Here is a 17,045-nt window from a genome sequence, read left to right as displayed (position 1 = left end):
TTAAGGTTAGCGGTGGCTTCCGTATGTAAAGTCGATGACATCATCCGGACTCGTAAGCACCGCGTCGAGCACGTGTTTGAGGACTGCTTCGGGCTGCCTGATACCGTTAACGATCAGTTCTTTATTGGTAATCCTGAAATCGATCTCGCTCCCGGAAATCGCGATGCCCTGCTGTTCTAATGCGTCCATGATCTTCTCATTGATCGCCTGACGCTTGATGCGAACCGGATTGGGCTGATATTCGTGCTTATAGGTTTGCAGCGGCTGCATTTTATACTTCTGCTGATAAGGCTGCCACTGGACTGGCGCCAATCGTACGCCGGCGGAAGAATCGGCATAAACCGGAGCCATAGGCTGATAGAGAGGCGCCATGGGTTTTTGTATCGGTTGGAGCGTATCCGCCAACGTTAGATTCCGGTGCGTAGTCTTCTGTGCGGGGTTTCCTACTGATTGATTATTCTCTGAATTTGCATTATTAATGCTTTGGTTCTGAATGCTGTTAAGCTTGCTGGGGCGTGCATCGGGATGGTTTTTGGGAGAACTGATGTTGGCTTTCGTGTTTCCCGAATGCTCTGCCTGACTTGCATGGCTCTTTTGCGGTTGTATCTGGGTATTTCCCAACTGTCGGCCACCGGATTGCCGGCCACCGGACTGTCGGCCACCGGACTGCGCAAAAAGGATTGAAAAAGTGAAGAATGCGAACATGACTACGAACAATATCGTCTTTTCCGCAGTCCCCAGCGTCGAATTCGTGCGCGAGGCAATACGTTTGGCACGCTGCACGAGGCCACCTTTTCCAGAGAACGCTAGCTGGTATACGTTTTCGTTCAACTGATATTCCCGGAATGCCAGAAGGGCGCGGATATAGGCCGTCTGGTTCCCCGAATGCCTCAGGGCTATGTCGTCGCAGCAATTTTCACGCTCTTCGCGAATAAGCCTGGAAATCCAAAGAATGCCCGGGTTAAAGAAAAACAGCAACTCGGTAAGCCGTTGCAGGAAATTGACGAAAAAGTCGAGACGGCGGATATGGGCGAGCTCATGCAGCAACACCATTTCGATCTGATCTGCCGGAATGGACGTGATGACACCGAGCGGGATGAGTATCACCGGTTTGAAATGGCCCAGCACGATTGGAACTTTCACCAGACCGGACTGAAATATCCTCACAGGCTGCGCTATGCCCATGTTTTCGGCAAATTCACTCAGGCGCCGCTCCCATTGGCCGCCTATGCGGTAAATCTGCTGCGTTTTAAGCTGGTGCAAGCGATAAAGGTCGAGGGCGAGGCCGGTGATTTTGGCAATTACAATGGCAAGCCATACCAACGTGATCGCGTAGCTATTTTCGGTTAAAAAATCCGTGGCGATGATAACAATATTCTGTCTGTGCGAGGGTGATGGTCCTGACACCATCGGCTCATTGGCAATGCCGGCTGCCGGGAAGTCACGGGCTGGCGCGCCACCCGTCACTGCGGAGCCCGATTGAACAAATGCAATACCGGTCGCAAAAATAAACAACAAAAACAGTATTGTCAGCAGGTTATAGCGGATCTCCGGCCGGCGGCGGCGGGTGAAGAGCACCACAACTGCCGCCAGAAGTGCGGCAACAGCGCCAATCCACAGCGAATGGGCAAGCGCCACCCCAATCTGCCGGATCAGGGCGTAGATAGGTTCGGAAGTGAGAAGATTTTTCATGGCTGGTTTGATTTAGGAATTTCCTTTTTCCAATTGGTCCAAAACTGCCCGGATTTCATCCAATTCGGCTTTGGAGGCTTTTTTGTTATCCAACAACTGCATGACCAGGTTACTGGCCGATCCGCCGTACAAATGGTCCACGAAGCGGTCGAGTAGGAGGCTTTTCGTTTTTTGTTCCTCTTCGACGGCTTCATAAATGTGCTTCATGCTGCGTTCGTCACGCGAGAGCATACCTTTTTCGGCCATCAGCTGCATTTGTTTGAGGGTTGTCGTGTAGTTCACTTCCTTGAAGGTATTCAGCTGGTCGTGGACAGCACGGACGGTGGACGGACCGTGTTTCCAAAGAATTGTCAGGATATCGAGCTCGGCTCTCGTCGGCTCGGGCTTTTCGGAATTCATCGCTATGAAATTTAAGTACATAGCAAAGGTACGATTTAAATCGTACGATGCAAATGGTAGGTGAAATTAATTTGAACCGGCTACCGCAGCAAGGTTTCTGTGTTGTACCGGTTCCTGTATTCGATGGGAGTCAAGCCTGTAATGCGCTTGAATATCGTCCGGAACGTTTTCAAATCGTTGTAACCAACGTCGTAAGTAACATAGGCGATGTTTGATTCGCCTGCTTCCAGCGATTTCTTGGCGGCTTCGATCTTTATTCGCTGGATGTATTCGATCGGGTTCAGGGAAGTTGCGCTTTTAAAACGGCGTATAAAGTTCCGCTTGCTCATATTGACCCGTCCGGCAATCTGATCAACTGAAATGTCTGCCTTGAACTCGTCTTCAATATAGGTTTGGGCGCGGTGAATATCGTCGTCGTTGTGGCCTCGGTGGCCGGAAAAAATCGTGAAGATGCTCTGGGAAGTCCGTCCGTAATCGAGGGCGTAGTACTTGCTGAGCGTAATGGCCGTTTCTTTCCCGCAGGTTTTTTCGATAAAATACAACACCGCATTCAGCGCGGAAAACCCTCCACCGCCCGTAATGATCGCTTCCGACTGGGTGATGACCTTTTCCGGCCTGAAATTGACGAGCGGGTACCTTTTGCGCATGTCGTCGATAGCACCCCAGTGAGACGTAGCCGGCATACCATTCAGCAAACCGCATTCCGCCACAAAATATGCGCCCGTGCAAAGGCTAATGATTTGCGCTTTCCGGTGGTATTTTTCAGCGAGCCAATGGATCAGCCGACGGTTTTTCGACAGCATTTCATCAATGTCGACGTCTTCGGTGCTCATGGGCGGTATAACGATCACATCCGTGTCAAAATCGTCCGATAACGTTTTCCCGCAATGAAATTGAACAGGCAGTCGTAACTGCACATCACGAAGATCGATGCCGACCAACTCGATCTCGAACGGAGCCGTTTTACCGCTTCGCACCACGGCTTCCTTTGCGCCGGTCAGCAACGCCACCGTACTCGAAAGCGCTGTCAGAAGTACTTCCTCATACACGATTACCGAAATGTGCCTCGTACGCATAGATCAAGTGGTTTGTTTAAAGCAAGCTAATATAAAGATGGCACAAAATGCACCCTTGATTGTTATTTTTACACGCGGGACAAGGCTGCGGGCCCGGGTAATTTTACATCATCAACCAAAACAAAAACAAACTATGAAAACGATCTTTGATGAGGCCACCCGGGAAGAATTGATCAGAAGGATTCAGTCGCTCGAAAAAAGCCATGTAGCGCAATGGGGCAAAATGAATGTGTATCAAATGGCAAAGCACTGCACTATTTGGGACGAATGGGTTTTGGGTGTCCACAAGCCGAAGTATAAACAGGAATTTCTCGGACTGATTTTTGGTAAAATGGCCCTGAAAACTTTCGTCAAAGACGACCGGCCGATCAAGAAGAATGTTCCAACCAGCCGGGAATTTATCATAAAAGAGCAGGATGGAGACCTGGAACTGCAAAAGAAAATCTGGATCGGTTGCATTGCAGCGTACAGGAACTTTTCTAATCCGGGTTTCATCCACGACTTTTTTGGGAAGATGACACGCGATGAAATCGGGATATTTGCCTACAAGCATTCCGACCACCATTTGCGGCAATTCGGTGCGATCGACCGGGTTGAAGAGCCTGCGCTCCCCCGGTGAAGCAGTTAAATGTAACTTTAAGTATAATTAAGAATACGCGTCAACCGTTAAAAGGCAAACCCTTACTACGTGTTGCCGAGATATTTGCTTATCCTGTTCTTTTGTTGCCAGTACGCCGTCGCGCAACCTTATTATACGCGGCTGCGAGGCGCATTTGGCGGCGATTTGTACGGGATCACACCGAAAGGAGGTGTTACGGCGGAAGCGGCATTTGGCTACCTTAAAAGATCATTCTGGAATGTGCAGGCGGGACTTGGCGCTGTGAACAGGGCGGAGTTTCGCAGTCCTACGCTCTCGGCTGCATTGACGCATTGTTTTATTTTAAATCCCTACAAACGAAATTCCTGTGTCCCGCAGCCCGGGAATTACCTGATCGAGAGTTACTTTGAAGCGGGATTAGGCGGTTTTTTAGTGGACCGTTACGATAGCGGCATATATTCCCATACGGACAAACAACGATTACTGACCCCATCCGGCCTGGCCGGTTTTCGTTTCAACGTGGTGACCAGAAAATGGATTTATATCCTGAAAATACGCTATACCCCACCACTATTGGCCAATTACCTCGCTTCGCACGCGGGCGTCGGCGTAGGGGTGGGCTGGCGTTGAGCGTTACCGCAGAGAATCCAGGTAATTCCGGAGTTCCTTCAAAAACGGGAAATATACGTTCTTGCTGTTTTCGAGCTTTCCAAAATTGCGTATTCCCCAGTAGCCCGACAGGACAAACATTGTCGCCTGCAACGGATCTACACTGGCGCGCACATACCCGTTTTTCTTCCCGTTTTCGAGCGAATCAGCCATTGTTTTGATCCATTGGTTGGTCAGGTCGTTTAATGCGCGGTGGAAATCGGCATTCCATGGGGTCATTTCGTGGGTGAGATTGGAGGCGGGGCATCCATATTCTACTTTGAGAAATTTATTCTCTATCAACAGGCTATGGATGAGGTCGTAGATCGCGTTCAAGGGGTCGCTATCGCTCATCAGGGGTTCGATAAAGCTGCTCGTCATCGAAGGTTTTAATAGCTCATTGATAATCGACACGCCCATTTCGTCTTTGTTTTTGAAATGATAGTAAAAGGCGCCTTTGGTCACTTGGGTAGTGGCTATGATATCGTCAATGCTGGTCGTCTGATAACCCTTGACGTAGATCAGTTCAAATGCTTTCTCCAGAATGTTCAGTCGCGTTGCTTCCGCCTTTTTCATGGGTCAATATCGGTGAGGTCGATGAGCTCGGAATTCGAAAGAACGAAAATAGGATCCCGGCCTTCGGAATCAAAACATCTTCCATGTTGTCAGCCAGATTGTGGGAGCGCCGGTTACCGGTTGGGGCTGTCGAGCGAGTTGATGTACTCTTTTACCAGCCGGATCCCTTCATCGTCATTAATGGTGGTCCCGATCTTGGGCATATGGTATTCACCCATGGTGCTCATCCTGATCATGATGTTCTGCTTATTAAAACCGATTCCCGTCTCTTTATAAGGAACCGGGTAGCTAAGGTTCAGCGAGGTACCGGCCGCGATCCCGCCCGGCTGATGGCAGTGGGCGCAGTTCATTTCAAGATACGCCCGGGCCCGAAGCGGTACAGGTATCGAGGTATCCTGATAATCGGGGAAGAAGCTGATGGTGCCGGTTGCCGACTTCGCCAATAGCCCCCGGTCCATCAGGTAGGTCAGCTGGTTGCGGCTTTTTCCCCCGGCGTGCACGGTAATGTTCAGATTCCGGGCCTTCGGGCCGATCGGCATCAGCTCGTCTCCCGACCGGTGACACGAGCTGCAATCGTTCTGCGCCGGGATTTTGTATTCGATAGGACGGATACTCCCTGCTCGGTCCACAAGATAAACAGGTACAACGGCCCCGTCTTTCAACAAATAGGCCTCCGTTTGCTCCGCATTCCACCGGTAAGTGGCTGCACTCCACTTTTTGCGTTCCAGGATCAGCAGACGCGTTTCGATGATTTGCCGTTTCCCGGCTTTGGTATTCGAATAATAGAAGGTTTTCGCAATGATTGCTCCGTCGGGAAACGTGGGTAACCCATTGCCGTTTAAGCTCATCTGTGTACCCTCAGGCAATTTCAAAAGCCGCTGTTTTTCGGCGTAGTCGGTAAACAACGGCGATGCGATCTCGATTGCCTGAACGCCCGTTTGCGGTACCAGGCTTGTCCCCATGGATTTGAAAAGTCTGTATTCCGATAATCTGGCTTTGAATGTGGCCGTATTTTCGATCGGCTTCTGGCTTGGATTGCAGGCAGTTAGAAACAGTCCTGCCGCCACGGGCAACATACTTCGCGAAAGCCGCTTAATGAGCTTCATCGCGGGTACCGGATCGGTCTTCGGAGCTGGCATTATCGAGAGCTTCCTGCGGTTTCAGGATTGTTTTATCAATGTAAAATGTGCCAAAAGGAATGATACAGGCCAGCAGCACTTTCCAGGAGGTTTCCGAAAATTTCCAGCGATAAGTAACACCAGCGCTTAATGTCATCAAGACGAACAGGGTGAAAAGCAGCCCGTGAACAGGCCCGATTAATTTGACGAGCATGGGTTGTCCGCCCAGGTATTTGAACGGCACGGCGATCAATACGAGCAGGATCAGAGAAATACCCTCTAAAAATCCGATGATCCTTAGACGGCCAATAGGCGTTTTGAACAAATTTAGCATGGTGACCAAGTTTAAAATGATCTGAAAAAAGGCCTTTGGACAAGCGGAGAGAAGGGCCAGGGAATGGCAACCAAAATGATCAGCAGGGCGATGGAAAACCACCAAAGCATAGTCCTGTATTTCAATTGATCCGTGTCCATGCGCCTGGCGCTGGCCGATCCGATGGTGATGACAACCACAGCGATGACCATCAGGCTGATGTGCACCAGGCGGAAAAACAAATGCTCACCGATCATGCCGGTAGACGACGCCTCCGCGACATTGAATTTCACAATAGGACTTATCATGTATAGATAGAGTCCAAGCAATAGCTGAATGTGGGCTATCGTCGCTGTAAGGTGCCTTACGGCATTATCCGAGCCTGAAAATACCCGGTTTGTCCGGTATCCGTTCCAGCTGATGATGATCGAGTAAACCAGGCTGGCCAGCACAAGCCATCGGTTGATCGAATGTAAAGTAAGAAGTGTCTGATGCATTGTCGATGATGTTACGGGGCAAAGTAAATCAAAAACATACTAACTAGTATGTTTTTTTAAGAAAATAACTGAGTATGCACCGGCAAGCAGGATGATACCGGGCTGGCCCCGATTGGCGGCGATAGACTATTGCGCCGTATACTAAGAATCGCGGGCCGTTAATTTGTTTATTTAAAGATTAATATGTAATATTTACCGAATACTTACCCTAAACTATGAATTGCTATGGCCGGACGTCTATCTGTTTTCGGGATTGTCTTTTTATCCCTTTTCCTTTTTAGTTACTCCTGCCAGGACCATCAGCTTCCGGGAGTACCACCTTCGCTGGTCACACTTCAGGTGTCACCCGGTGCGGTAAGATGCGAGGTTGCATTTAATTTCAATCTGGTCGATACCGGTAACATCCCCATTACAGAGTTTGGTGTCGTAGTAGCCGGCTTCGGTTTCTCGGGACAGGCTTCCGATACACCCACAGTTGGGACCCACACGAAGGTGATCTTTGATCCGCCTTTTACGACGGGTGTAAAGAACAAGAACTCCAAAGTATGTACCAATAACATATCCTTCCGGGCGTATGCTATTCTCAACAACGGAACGATCGTTTACGGCGATAGGCTGATTTACCAGGACGTCTGAGAACCACCGTTTTGTTTGTCGGAAGCTGATCACGCCATTTCACGTATTATTTACTGAATTGCGTTAAAATATTTTTGCTTTTCCATTATATGTATATACATTTGGACATATTAAATAAAATCTGTCCGAACGTAAGGATATCGCTGTAACCGGTGCTCCGCGAGGCGCCTCGTTTATGGGTTGGCGTTCAGGACATCCGGCCCGGTTTCATTAGACTTGGGGTGGGAATAGTCTTTGTCGTTAAAACAGCTCACGCCTTGCAAACAAAACAGGTAAAACATTTTATCTCCCTCATTACGCTTATCGCTGCACTGGGGGGCTTTTTATTTGGGTTCGATATGGCTGTCGTAAGCGGTATTATCGAGCCGGTGAGGGCACAATATGGCTTATCGGCCGCTGAGGAAGGCTTATTTGTTTCATTCGCATTGCTGGGCTGCATCGTAGGAGTTGCATTCTCCGGCTTCCTGGCCGATAAGATCGGAAGGAAAAAGGTCCTTTTCGTGGCTGCTTCCCTTTTCCTGGTCAGCGCTATCGGGTTTTCTTTGTCGGCCACCTATGCGATTTTGATTGTGTTCAGAATACTCGCCGGAGTGGGGGTGGGAGTGGCTTCCAATGTGTCGCCTCTCTACATATCCGAAATAGCACCGGCGGAAAAGCGGGGTGGGCTGGTGACTTTTTATCAGCTGGCCATCACCATCGGCGTACTGGCCGCATACACGAGTAACATGCTTTTGCAGCGGTATGCAGCAACGCACATTGAGCCCGGCGACGGTTTGTTCCATTGGCTCTTTCAGGAACAGGTCTGGCGCGGGATGTTCTTTGTCAGTGTGATACCCGCATTGCTGTTTTGTGTTTTGCTAACGATCGTACCAGAAAGTCCGCGCTGGCTCGCGGCCAACGGCAGGAGCCCGGAGGCTTTGGATATTCTCCAAAAGATCAGCGGCGAAGAGGAGGGAAGTGCCGAGCTTGAAGCGATAACGCAGGTCGCGGGGCAGAAATCCGGTGGTTTGAAAGAGCTGGCGCATTTCCCTTTCAGAGGTTTGCTCATTATGACAATGGTATTGACCGCATTATCGCAGTTCAGCGGGATCAACGGGGTCATCTTTTACGGCCCCACCATTCTGAAATCCGCGGGCATTGTTACCAGCGACGCATTGCTGTACCAGGTGATCCTGGGAACGGCAAGTATGCTGTTCACGTTGGTCGCGATTTGGAAGGTCGATACCTGGGGCCGCCGGTCGCTTTACCTGGTCGGGTCATTCTGGGCTGCCGTGGCGTTGGCATTGACCGGGCTCTGCTTTATGTACGGGATCAATGGCTGGGGAATGTTGCTGTGCATCATATTGTTCCTGCTTTTCTTTGCATTCTCGCTCGGTCCTTTAAAGTTCGTTATCGCAACGGAGGTCTTTCCCATGCACATAAGGGGAAGGGCCCTGTCGATTTGCATTATGACGATGTGGGTGTCCGACTGGATCGTTAACCTGCTTTTCCCGATCATGCGCGACGACCTGGGGATTGCCAACACATTCTTTGTATTCTCGTTCTTCTGCATCTGCTCTTACCTGTACGCGAGGAAGAATTTGTTTGAAACCAAAGGAAAGAGGTTGGAGGAAATAGAGCAGCTTTTAACGGGCAAAACGCATCAAAATATCGAAAGCTAGCGGTTTAAAGGGGATACGTAACCCGCCCGGTTTTTTTCAAAGAATATCTGTTATAATGTTTATACATATATACATATTGAATATATTTATAAAATAATCGTAAACCCGAATGAAATACTACGCTCTGTTGGTTTTACTCGCCAGTTTGTCATGCGGCACACCATCGTCCGACCACAAGGAAGCGGCGACTGGAACGGATGTGAATGAGCATGAATTTACAGCAGCGCCGGCCCCGGAATGGTCGGATTTGTTCGTGAGAAAATCGGGCTGGTTTGGTGGCGACGGGATTTTTACGATCCCGTTTTCGGGCAACGATTCCGAGGAGCAGGATAGCGTACTTTTTTTGTTCAGCGACACGGTGATTGGCGAAATTGAGGGAAACAAGCTGAAACCGGGCCTCTCGATGGTCAATAACTCGGTGGCGGTACTGAAAGGCAAAAGACCCGATTCAACCAGCCTCACATTCGGGGTTGCGGGAAAGCCGGGCGCTTTCCGGGCTATATTTACTCCTAAGACAGATAAGCCGGACAAGGATACCTACTTCTGGCTCGGCGACGGTTTTGTGAATCCGGATGCGGGCAAAGACCTGTTCATTTTCAGCTATAAGATTACCAATACGCATGGTAACTCAGCGCTTCCGTTCAAAGAAACGGGCAATTCGCTGATACGCATTCCGGCGGGAAGCCATTTTCCTTATCCAGGCCAGCAGCAGTTTGACCTGCCCTTCAATCACTATAAAAACGGAGAAGAAACGATCTCATTCGGCTCCGCCGTGTTCAACAACAGCAGTTCGGTGGTGAAGACAGGCGCCGACGGGTTTGTATATGTGTACGGGACGAAAGGTGCCAGCAAAAAATTGGTGTCGGCCCGGGTAAAGCCGGCCAGCGTGACGTCGTTTGACCAATGGGAGTTCTGGAACGGGACAGGATGGTCAAAAGAAGTGAAATCGGTGGCGGCCCTGGCAGATTCGGTATCCAATGAGTTGAGCGTAAGTTTGCTCTCTGCCGGAAAATACGCATTGGTTTACCAGTTGGGAGGATTGTTTCCGGATATCTGTATGCAGGTCGGCCCTACGCCCGTGGGACCTTTCGGCCCGCGGATCGTTCTTTACAAAACGTCGGCTGACATCAAGGACCCAGATTTGTTTACTTACAATGCCAAAGCGCATCCGGCGTTGTCGGGACCGGGAGAATTGCTGATTTCCTATAATGTAAATACTTTCAAGTTTTTTGAAGTACTGGAAAAGCAACCTAATATGTACCGTCCGCGGTTTGTCCGTGTGAAATTCGAATCGCATTCAGGCAGTTCCCCGGAGATATCGGCGCAACGGACGGGAGCTGACAAGCATTAAAAACATTTTGCAATGAAAGAAGTCTTCGTAGGTATAGATTTTGGCGGCACCAGGATTAAGATCGGACTTGTCGGTGAGAGCAAAATCCTGGAAGATCTCAATTTGGAGGCGTCCGCCGAGCAGCATTTTGAACACAGGCTGAATGAGGTGGCAACGGAGATTCGTCGCTTGCTGGCCCGTGGCGATTACCGGATTACAGGCATGGGCTTTGCGTTTCCGGGCATCGTCAATTTTTATGAGGGCAAGATCCTGTCCCGGTATGTGAAATATCCTGGTGCCGAAAACACCGACCTGCGGGCGTGGGCAAACGAACATTTCGGGGTGCCGGCCGTCGTGGAGAATGATGCTCGGGCGGCCCTGGTCGGGGAGTGGAAGCATGGCGCGGGTGTCGGTAGTACCGACCTCGTGCTGGTAACGCTCGGCACGGGTGTAGGCACAGGTGCGCTCGTGAACGGTGCGCTGCTGCGCGGGAAGAACTTCCTGGGCGGTAACCTGGGAGGGCACATGACGATCAACGTTGATGGGGAAGTCTGCAATTGCGGGAACATCGGCTGTGTAGAAAGCGAAGGCTCGACGTGGGCACTGAAACGGATGGCCGAATTATCACCCGATTTTTCGTCAAGTAAACTGGCCGGACTGGATCTGATTGATTTTAAGGCCCTTTTTGAACTGGCGGAAGCAGGAGATCCGCTTGCAGTAAAGCTGAGAGACCGCTGCCTGAAAGTATGGTCGCTATGTGTGATCAATTTGATTCATGCTTATGACCCCGGCAAGGTCATTGTGGGCGGCGGCATCATGAAAAGCAGCCATATTATTTTACCGTATATCAGGCAAATGATCGGCAGGCATTCCTGGATCACCCCGGCGGACGTGAAACTCGTCGCCGCGGCCCGCCCTGAGCATGCGGGAATATTGGGGGTATATGAATTGTTAAAACAAACTGAAAGCTGATAATGCGTTCCAATTACGACAAGTTTCCATTTGTTGAGGTCAGCAAATCGTCAGAGCTCTGCGTGGCAGGCTGGGAAAATATCTTCGCGGAGGTGAAGCGTCTTGTCGCGTCGAAAAACAAACATAAAACGGTGATTTGCGTGGAAGTGTATCATGGAGTCGATACGGCGGAAATACGTGATGCGATCAGGGCGAACCTTGAAACCGTAACCTTTTTAGATACCGGCGACTTCCTGAAAAATGCCGGAGAAATCAGGGAAATGGTGTACCCGTTCGTGACGGACGATCCTGTTTTCGGGAAAATGAACACGCTGGAAATAAAGGATTTCTTTGAAATGGAATGGGTAAGCCAGGCACAGGCCGAGCTCCGGGCTATCGGGTCAGGGACGGTGGTTGTTTGCGGAGAAGGCGCTGCTCTTTTTGCCGATGCCGACATTCTGATTTACGCAGACCTGGCGCGTTGGGAAATCCAGAAACGTATGAAGCGGAAAGAGGTGGGTAATTTTGGTATGAATAACCTCGATGAAGCTTTCGCGCTGAAATACAAACAAGGCTATTTTGTCGACTGGCGCGTGCTGGACAGGCACAAGGAAAGACTTTTCCGTATGGTGGACTATTTCCTGGATACCCACATTGCGGCCAGCCCCAAAATGGTAGGTTCGGAGGTGTACAAAAAAGGCCTTGACAAGGCCGTAAGCCAGCCTTTTCGGGTAGTACCCTTTTTTGATCCCGGCCCGTGGGGCGGACAATGGCTTAAAGAAGTAGCGGACCTCGACCGCGACGAGGTGAACTATGCCTGGGGTTTTGACTGCGTTCCGGAAGAGAATAGCCTGCTTTTCAAGTTGGGAGAACATATTTTCGAACTTCCCTCGATCAACCTCGTGCTAACACGGCCGAAGCAACTGCTCGGCGACTCGGTTTATCGGCAGTTCGGTGCGGAGTTCCCCATCCGGTTTGATTTTCTGGATACAATGGAGGGTGGGAACCTGAGTTTGCAGGTGCATCCGACCAGGGCTTATATCCGGGAGCAGTTTGGCATGGATTACACCCAGGACGAGAGCTACTACTTCCTGGAAGCAGGAGAGGATGCCTGCGTATACCTTGGTACGTGCAAGGGCGTGAATGCGGCCCAGATGATCACGGACCTGGAAAAGGCGCAGAACGGCTCGGCAGATTTCGAGGCAGAAAAATACGTCAACAAGCTACCGGTCAAAAAGCATGACCATATCCTGATACCGGCCGGAACGGTCCATTGTTCGGGAAAGAATGCGGTGGTACTCGAAATTTCGGCCACACCCTACATTTTTACATTCAAATTGTGGGATTGGGGCAGGCTGGGATTGGACGGGAAGCCGAGGCCAATTAATATCGAGCACGGCAAAAAGGTGATCGACTGGAATCGTGACGAGGATTGGGTAAAAGAAAATCTGTTTAACAATATTACCGAAATCTCGGTCAACGGGCATTCAAGAGAGGAGTCGACCGGCTTGTACAGTACGCAGTTTATTGAAACCAGAAGGCACTGGTTCGACGCCCGGGTGACGCATTACACGCATGGTAACCTGAACGTGGTCAACCTTGTGGAGGGTGGTGAAGCCATTGTGGAGAGTCCCGACGGACTTTTTGATCCCTATGTGATCCACTATGCGGAAACATTCATCGTGCCAGCCAATGTGCCATCCTACACGATCTCGCCATTCGGGAAATCTGCCGGGAAAAAATGTGCCACCCTGAAAGCATATATCAGGAAATAGAAAATCAGTTACTCATTATCGGGAACGCATGAGCATTTTGAGATTGTCTTTATCAGTGTTAATGGCCCTAACCCTCGCGGTGCACGGACAAGCGCAGCCGGAACCCTCTAAAGTTACCGATGTGTGGCTTGTTTTTAAGACGCACTTCGATCTCGGATTTACCGATCTGCCAGCCAATGTATTTACCAGATACCGGGAGGAGATGATGGATAATGCATTGAAAATAATAGACGAGAATGCCAGACTCCCAAAGGAAAGGCGTTTTTCCTGGACCGTTCCCGGGTGGCCGCTCAGTGCGCAGATCCTCGGACCACTGCAAACGCCCGAACGCAGGTTGCGCGTGGAAAAGGCAGTCCGGGAAGGCGCCATTGTTGCCCATGCATTCCCATTCAGTACCCATACCGAGTCGCTGGACTATGAAGATCTTGTAAGAGGGCTGGGGTTCTCTTCGAAAGTTGCCCGCGCCTATGGGCTACCGCTGCCGATCAGCGCTAAAATGACCGACGTCCCGAGCCATTCATGGGTGCTTCCGGTGCTGCTTCATCACGCCGGGGTGAAGTTCCTTCAACTGGGTTGTAACCCCGCCAGCCAGTATCCCCGCGTTCCGCCGTTGTTTTGGTGGGAGGGGGCCGACGGTTCCAGAATACTATGCCAATACACTGCGCTGTACGGATCGGAGATAAAGCCGCCGGCAGACTGGCCATGCCGTAATTACCTGGGAATGATTATGACCAACGACAACGAGGGCCCGCCGACCCAAAAGCAGTTGGACGAAATTTTGGCGAGAACAACCAGGGACCTGCCGGGCGTACGTATACATTTGGGGACATTGGACGATTTCGCCCGGGCGGTGCTGGCCGAGGATCCGAAACTGCCCGTCGTTAAGGGTGATACGCCCGATACCTGGATACAGGGACTGCTGTCGAATCCGGAAGAGGCTAAAATCGGCAGGAGTATCCGGCCGCTGGAGTCGGCATTGGACGGGTTGCATACCGGGATGAAACTATGGAATATCCCTGTGGAACCCATCTCGGGAAAATTGGCGAAAGCCTATGAGCAGAGCCTTTTGTACGCAGAGCATACCTGGGGGATGAATGCGGAATATGGCCCGCGGTACAGCTACGGCGATGATTGGAAGAAATGGATGAGAGAGGCGGACGCTGAGCCCGTTCCGGCCAACGGCGACTATTCAAAATTACCGAATAGCTACGCCGGCAATACGGCGAAAGGAAGCAAAAGAAAATGGCTGAATTCGTATGACGAAAAACGTCGGTACATCCACAATGCCGGTGATATCGTGCAAGAGGAGTTGACAAGCCACCTCAACCTGCTTGCCCGGTCGGTTGGTATAGGAGGTAAACGCCTCGTGGTGTATAATGCCCTGCCGTGGCCGCGTTCGGGACTGGTGGAAATCCCGTGGGAGAAGGGTAGGTATTTCTATGCGAAAGACGTTCCGGCATCCGGATTTGTAGCTTTTGCGGAAAGTCAGGTAAAGGATTATACTCCGACCACCGATACCCAAAGTTCGTTTGATACACCTCATTTCAAGATCGTTTTTGACCTAAATAAAGGAGGTATTTCGTCGCTTATCGAGAAATCGACAGGCCGTGAGTTGGCTGATCAGTCGTCGGAATATGTGCTGGGGCAGTTCCTACATGAGCGTTTCAGCAGTAACGAAGTCGACGCATGGTTCAATAAATACAGCCGGATCAAAGAGGGATGGGGACTCAACGATCTGGGCAAACCCGGAATGCCGAAGGCCGACAAGGTGCCTTACAAGGCCATCACCCCGGGAAACTGGCATATTGAAGTGTCGCATTCGCCCGTTGCCGATATCGCCACGCTCATTTCGGACAATACCGAAGGGCTCGCAAAAAAATATACGATGGTTTTTACATTTCCCCGGCAGGCGGCCTATGTCGACGTGGAATGGTTTGTGGACGCTAAAACTCCCGAAAAACACCCGGAAGGGGGCTGGCTTTGTTTTCCTTTTGCCGTGAAGCACCCCTCATTTACCGTCGGCCGTTTGGGTGGGCCTGTTGACCCTGCGAAAGACATTATCACCGGCACGGGCAGATATCTGATGGCCGTCAATTTGGGGGTGGCCTTAACGCAGGCCGATCAGTCGGGTGTGGCGTTAACGCCTGTGGATTCTCCGCTGATGAGCCTGGGAGAGCCTGGTCTGTGGAAATTTTCGATGGACCATGTCCCGAGCAAACCTGCGGTGTTTGTGAATATTTATAACAACATGTGGAATACCAATTTCCCGTTATGGCAGTCGGGTTCATGGAGCGAAAAAGTACGTATATGGGGCCTCGGCAAGCATTCGAATACCATGCAGAATCTCGCCGACGGGGGCTGGGATGCGCGGCTACCCTTGTTGACCGGATTTGCCGAAGGGCAGGGCGGAACACTTCCATTGCAAAAGTCCGGGCTGTCGACTTCCCGGCGGGGTGCGCTGGTGACGGCATTCGGAGAAAACCCGGATGGGCAAGGTGTAATTTTCAGATTGTGGGAGCAAGCGGGGCAATCGGGTGCCATTACAGTGTCACTTCCGGCAAAATCAGGATTCACATCGGCGACGCCGGTAAACCTTCGCGGCAAGGCCACCGGACCTAAAATTGCCGTTTCGCGCGACAAGTTCAGTTTCTCTTTGGGTGCATATGCGCCTGCAAGCTTCGTTCTGGAATAGCCTGCAGGGCCGGAAGCCTGTTCAGGTCCAATGACCAGACATGGTATTTCGCAAGTACGCTATTTAGCTATTTTTGTAATTGCTTACTTTAACATCGATTATGAAATTTAGCATTGACCATAAAAGCCCGGTTCCGTTACATATCCAGGCCGAAAACCTGCTCCGCACCATAATTAATGATCCCGAGCACCTGAACGGGAAATTCCTGCCCAATGAAGTAGAACTGGCCAGGCAGCTCGCGATATCCCGGTCGACTTTGCGGCAGGCGCTGAACAAGTTGGTCTATGAGGGACTGCTCATCCGGAAAAAAGGAATCGGAACGAAGGTTGCTGAGTCGATAATAAGTTCAAAATCAAAGAACTGGCTAAGTTTTACGCAGGAGATGAATGCGCGGGGGATTGTCGTCAAAAACTTCGAACTGCATGTAACCTGGGTTACGCCCGAGGAGAAAGTGGCCAATTTTTTCGACATTACGCGTGACAAAAAAGTCCTCAAACTGGAACGGCTCAGAGGAAAGACGGAGGGCCCCTTTGTCTATTTCATTTCCTATTTTCATCCGCGGGTAGGGCTTACGGGCGAGGAAGATTTCAAGCGTCCGCTTTATGATATCCTCGAAAAGGACCATCTTGTGATCGCGACCCTATCCAAGGAGGAGGTAGGAGCAATTGCTGCCGATAAATTCATAGCCGCCAAGCTTGAAGTCGAGCCGGGTAGCCCCATTCTTTTCCGGAAGCGTTTTGTGTTCGATCAGGGAGAACGGCCTATCGAGTATAATTTAGGCTATTACCGGGCCGATAGCTTCGTGTATACCGTGGAAAGCGTGAGAGAATAATCGCCGGTGTTACAGCTTGTATTGCACTCCCAGGTGTTTGTGCAAACATAGTATTGGAATATGTTAATACAAAATCAAAATATTGTATTAATACGCGATATATTTGTATTATAATTTAATAAATAGCCTCGGAAGCCATAACTGCTGTTTCTATATAAAGCATCCCGTAGAGGAGGTAAAATGCGGTTACTTACAATATTCATATCCTTTCATTAAATTATTATTTTTTATAAATACTTGTTTGTTCGGTT

At 50.4% G+C, this 17,045-nt stretch carries 16 protein-coding genes; 9 read left to right on the top strand and 7 right to left on the bottom strand.

The window, feature by feature from the left end:
• Positions 1 to 6: 6 nt before the first annotated feature.
• The 3 genes from AAHB90_RS12900 to AAHB90_RS12890 form a co-directional block, all read right to left on the bottom strand.
• Complete coding sequence (locus tag AAHB90_RS12900) at positions 7 to 1,692, bottom strand: M56 family metallopeptidase (RefSeq protein WP_342085566.1); 1,686 nt, start codon at positions 1,690 to 1,692, stop codon at positions 7 to 9.
• A gap of 12 nt (positions 1,693 to 1,704) precedes the next feature.
• Positions 1,705 to 2,091, bottom strand: a complete 387-nt coding sequence (locus tag AAHB90_RS12895) for a BlaI/MecI/CopY family transcriptional regulator (RefSeq protein WP_342085564.1) — start codon at positions 2,089 to 2,091, stop codon at positions 1,705 to 1,707.
• Between the two features lie 80 nt (positions 2,092 to 2,171).
• Positions 2,172 to 3,167: a GlxA family transcriptional regulator gene (locus AAHB90_RS12890; RefSeq protein WP_342085563.1), complete on the bottom strand. Its 996-nt coding sequence runs from the start codon at positions 3,165 to 3,167 to the stop codon at positions 2,172 to 2,174.
• 133 nt (positions 3,168 to 3,300) lie between these two features.
• Here AAHB90_RS12890 and AAHB90_RS12885 point away from each other — a divergent pair, with 133 nt between their 5' ends.
• Both AAHB90_RS12885 and AAHB90_RS12880 read left to right on the top strand, forming a co-directional pair.
• The gene (locus AAHB90_RS12885; protein WP_342085562.1) at positions 3,301 to 3,786 is read left to right on the top strand and encodes a DUF1569 domain-containing protein; all 486 of its coding nucleotides are present in this window, start codon (positions 3,301 to 3,303) and stop codon (positions 3,784 to 3,786) included.
• Positions 3,787 to 3,855: 69 nt separating this feature from the next.
• Positions 3,856 to 4,395: a hypothetical protein gene (locus tag AAHB90_RS12880; protein WP_342085561.1), complete on the top strand. Its 540-nt coding sequence runs from the start codon at positions 3,856 to 3,858 to the stop codon at positions 4,393 to 4,395.
• 3 nt (positions 4,396 to 4,398) lie between these two features.
• On the opposite strand, the gene AAHB90_RS12875 is transcribed toward AAHB90_RS12880, so the two are convergent.
• From AAHB90_RS12875 to AAHB90_RS12860, 4 genes are all read right to left on the bottom strand, one after another.
• Positions 4,399 to 4,989 carry a TetR/AcrR family transcriptional regulator gene (locus AAHB90_RS12875; RefSeq protein ID WP_342085560.1) on the bottom strand — a complete coding sequence of 197 codons (591 nt, stop codon included), beginning with the start codon at positions 4,987 to 4,989 and terminating at the stop codon, positions 4,399 to 4,401.
• Between the two features lie 113 nt (positions 4,990 to 5,102).
• Positions 5,103 to 6,095, bottom strand: a complete 993-nt coding sequence (locus tag AAHB90_RS12870; RefSeq protein WP_342085558.1) for a hypothetical protein — start codon at positions 6,093 to 6,095, stop codon at positions 5,103 to 5,105.
• On the bottom strand, positions 6,082 to 6,441 hold the full coding sequence (locus AAHB90_RS12865; RefSeq protein WP_342085557.1) for a DUF3817 domain-containing protein: 360 nt from the start codon (positions 6,439 to 6,441) through the stop codon (positions 6,082 to 6,084). The genes AAHB90_RS12870 and AAHB90_RS12865 overlap by 14 nt, the downstream gene beginning before the upstream one ends.
• Positions 6,442 to 6,452: 11 nt before the next feature.
• On the bottom strand, positions 6,453 to 6,917 hold the full coding sequence (locus tag AAHB90_RS12860; RefSeq protein ID WP_342085556.1) for a hypothetical protein: 465 nt from the start codon (positions 6,915 to 6,917) through the stop codon (positions 6,453 to 6,455).
• Between the two features lie 225 nt (positions 6,918 to 7,142).
• Between AAHB90_RS12860 and AAHB90_RS12855 the strand changes: the two genes are divergently transcribed.
• The 7 genes from AAHB90_RS12855 (at position 7,143) to AAHB90_RS12825 (ending at position 16,794) form a co-directional block, all read left to right on the top strand.
• A complete protein-coding gene (locus tag AAHB90_RS12855; RefSeq protein WP_342085555.1) occupies positions 7,143 to 7,553 on the top strand; it encodes a hypothetical protein in 411 nt (136 codons plus the stop codon).
• Positions 7,554 to 7,810: 257 nt separating this feature from the next.
• Positions 7,811 to 9,214: a sugar porter family MFS transporter gene (locus AAHB90_RS12850; RefSeq protein WP_342085553.1), complete on the top strand. Its 1,404-nt coding sequence runs from the start codon at positions 7,811 to 7,813 to the stop codon at positions 9,212 to 9,214.
• 109 nt (positions 9,215 to 9,323) lie between these two features.
• Positions 9,324 to 10,565 (top strand): DUF4185 domain-containing protein, encoded by a 1,242-nt coding sequence (locus AAHB90_RS12845; protein ID WP_342085552.1) that lies wholly within the window; start codon positions 9,324 to 9,326, stop codon positions 10,563 to 10,565.
• Positions 10,566 to 10,577: 12 nt separating this feature from the next.
• Positions 10,578 to 11,516, top strand: coding sequence for an ROK family protein (locus tag AAHB90_RS12840; protein WP_342085550.1), 939 nt, complete (start codon positions 10,578 to 10,580; stop codon positions 11,514 to 11,516).
• 2 nt (positions 11,517 to 11,518) lie between these two features.
• Positions 11,519 to 13,270, top strand: a complete 1,752-nt coding sequence (locus AAHB90_RS12835) for a class I mannose-6-phosphate isomerase (RefSeq protein WP_342085549.1) — start codon at positions 11,519 to 11,521, stop codon at positions 13,268 to 13,270.
• 61 nt (positions 13,271 to 13,331) lie between these two features.
• A complete protein-coding gene (locus AAHB90_RS12830) occupies positions 13,332 to 15,962 on the top strand; it encodes a hypothetical protein (RefSeq protein WP_342085548.1) in 2,631 nt (876 codons plus the stop codon).
• 100 nt (positions 15,963 to 16,062) lie between these two features.
• Positions 16,063 to 16,794 carry a GntR family transcriptional regulator gene (locus AAHB90_RS12825; protein WP_342085547.1) on the top strand — a complete coding sequence of 244 codons (732 nt, stop codon included), beginning with the start codon at positions 16,063 to 16,065 and terminating at the stop codon, positions 16,792 to 16,794.
• Positions 16,795 to 17,045: the final 251 nt, after the last annotated feature.

The sequence above is a fragment of the Dyadobacter sp. OTU695 genome (genome assembly GCF_038440355.1).
Classification (GTDB): domain Bacteria; phylum Bacteroidota; class Bacteroidia; order Cytophagales; family Spirosomataceae; genus Dyadobacter.
This window is presented reverse-complemented; position numbering and strand designations above follow the sequence as displayed.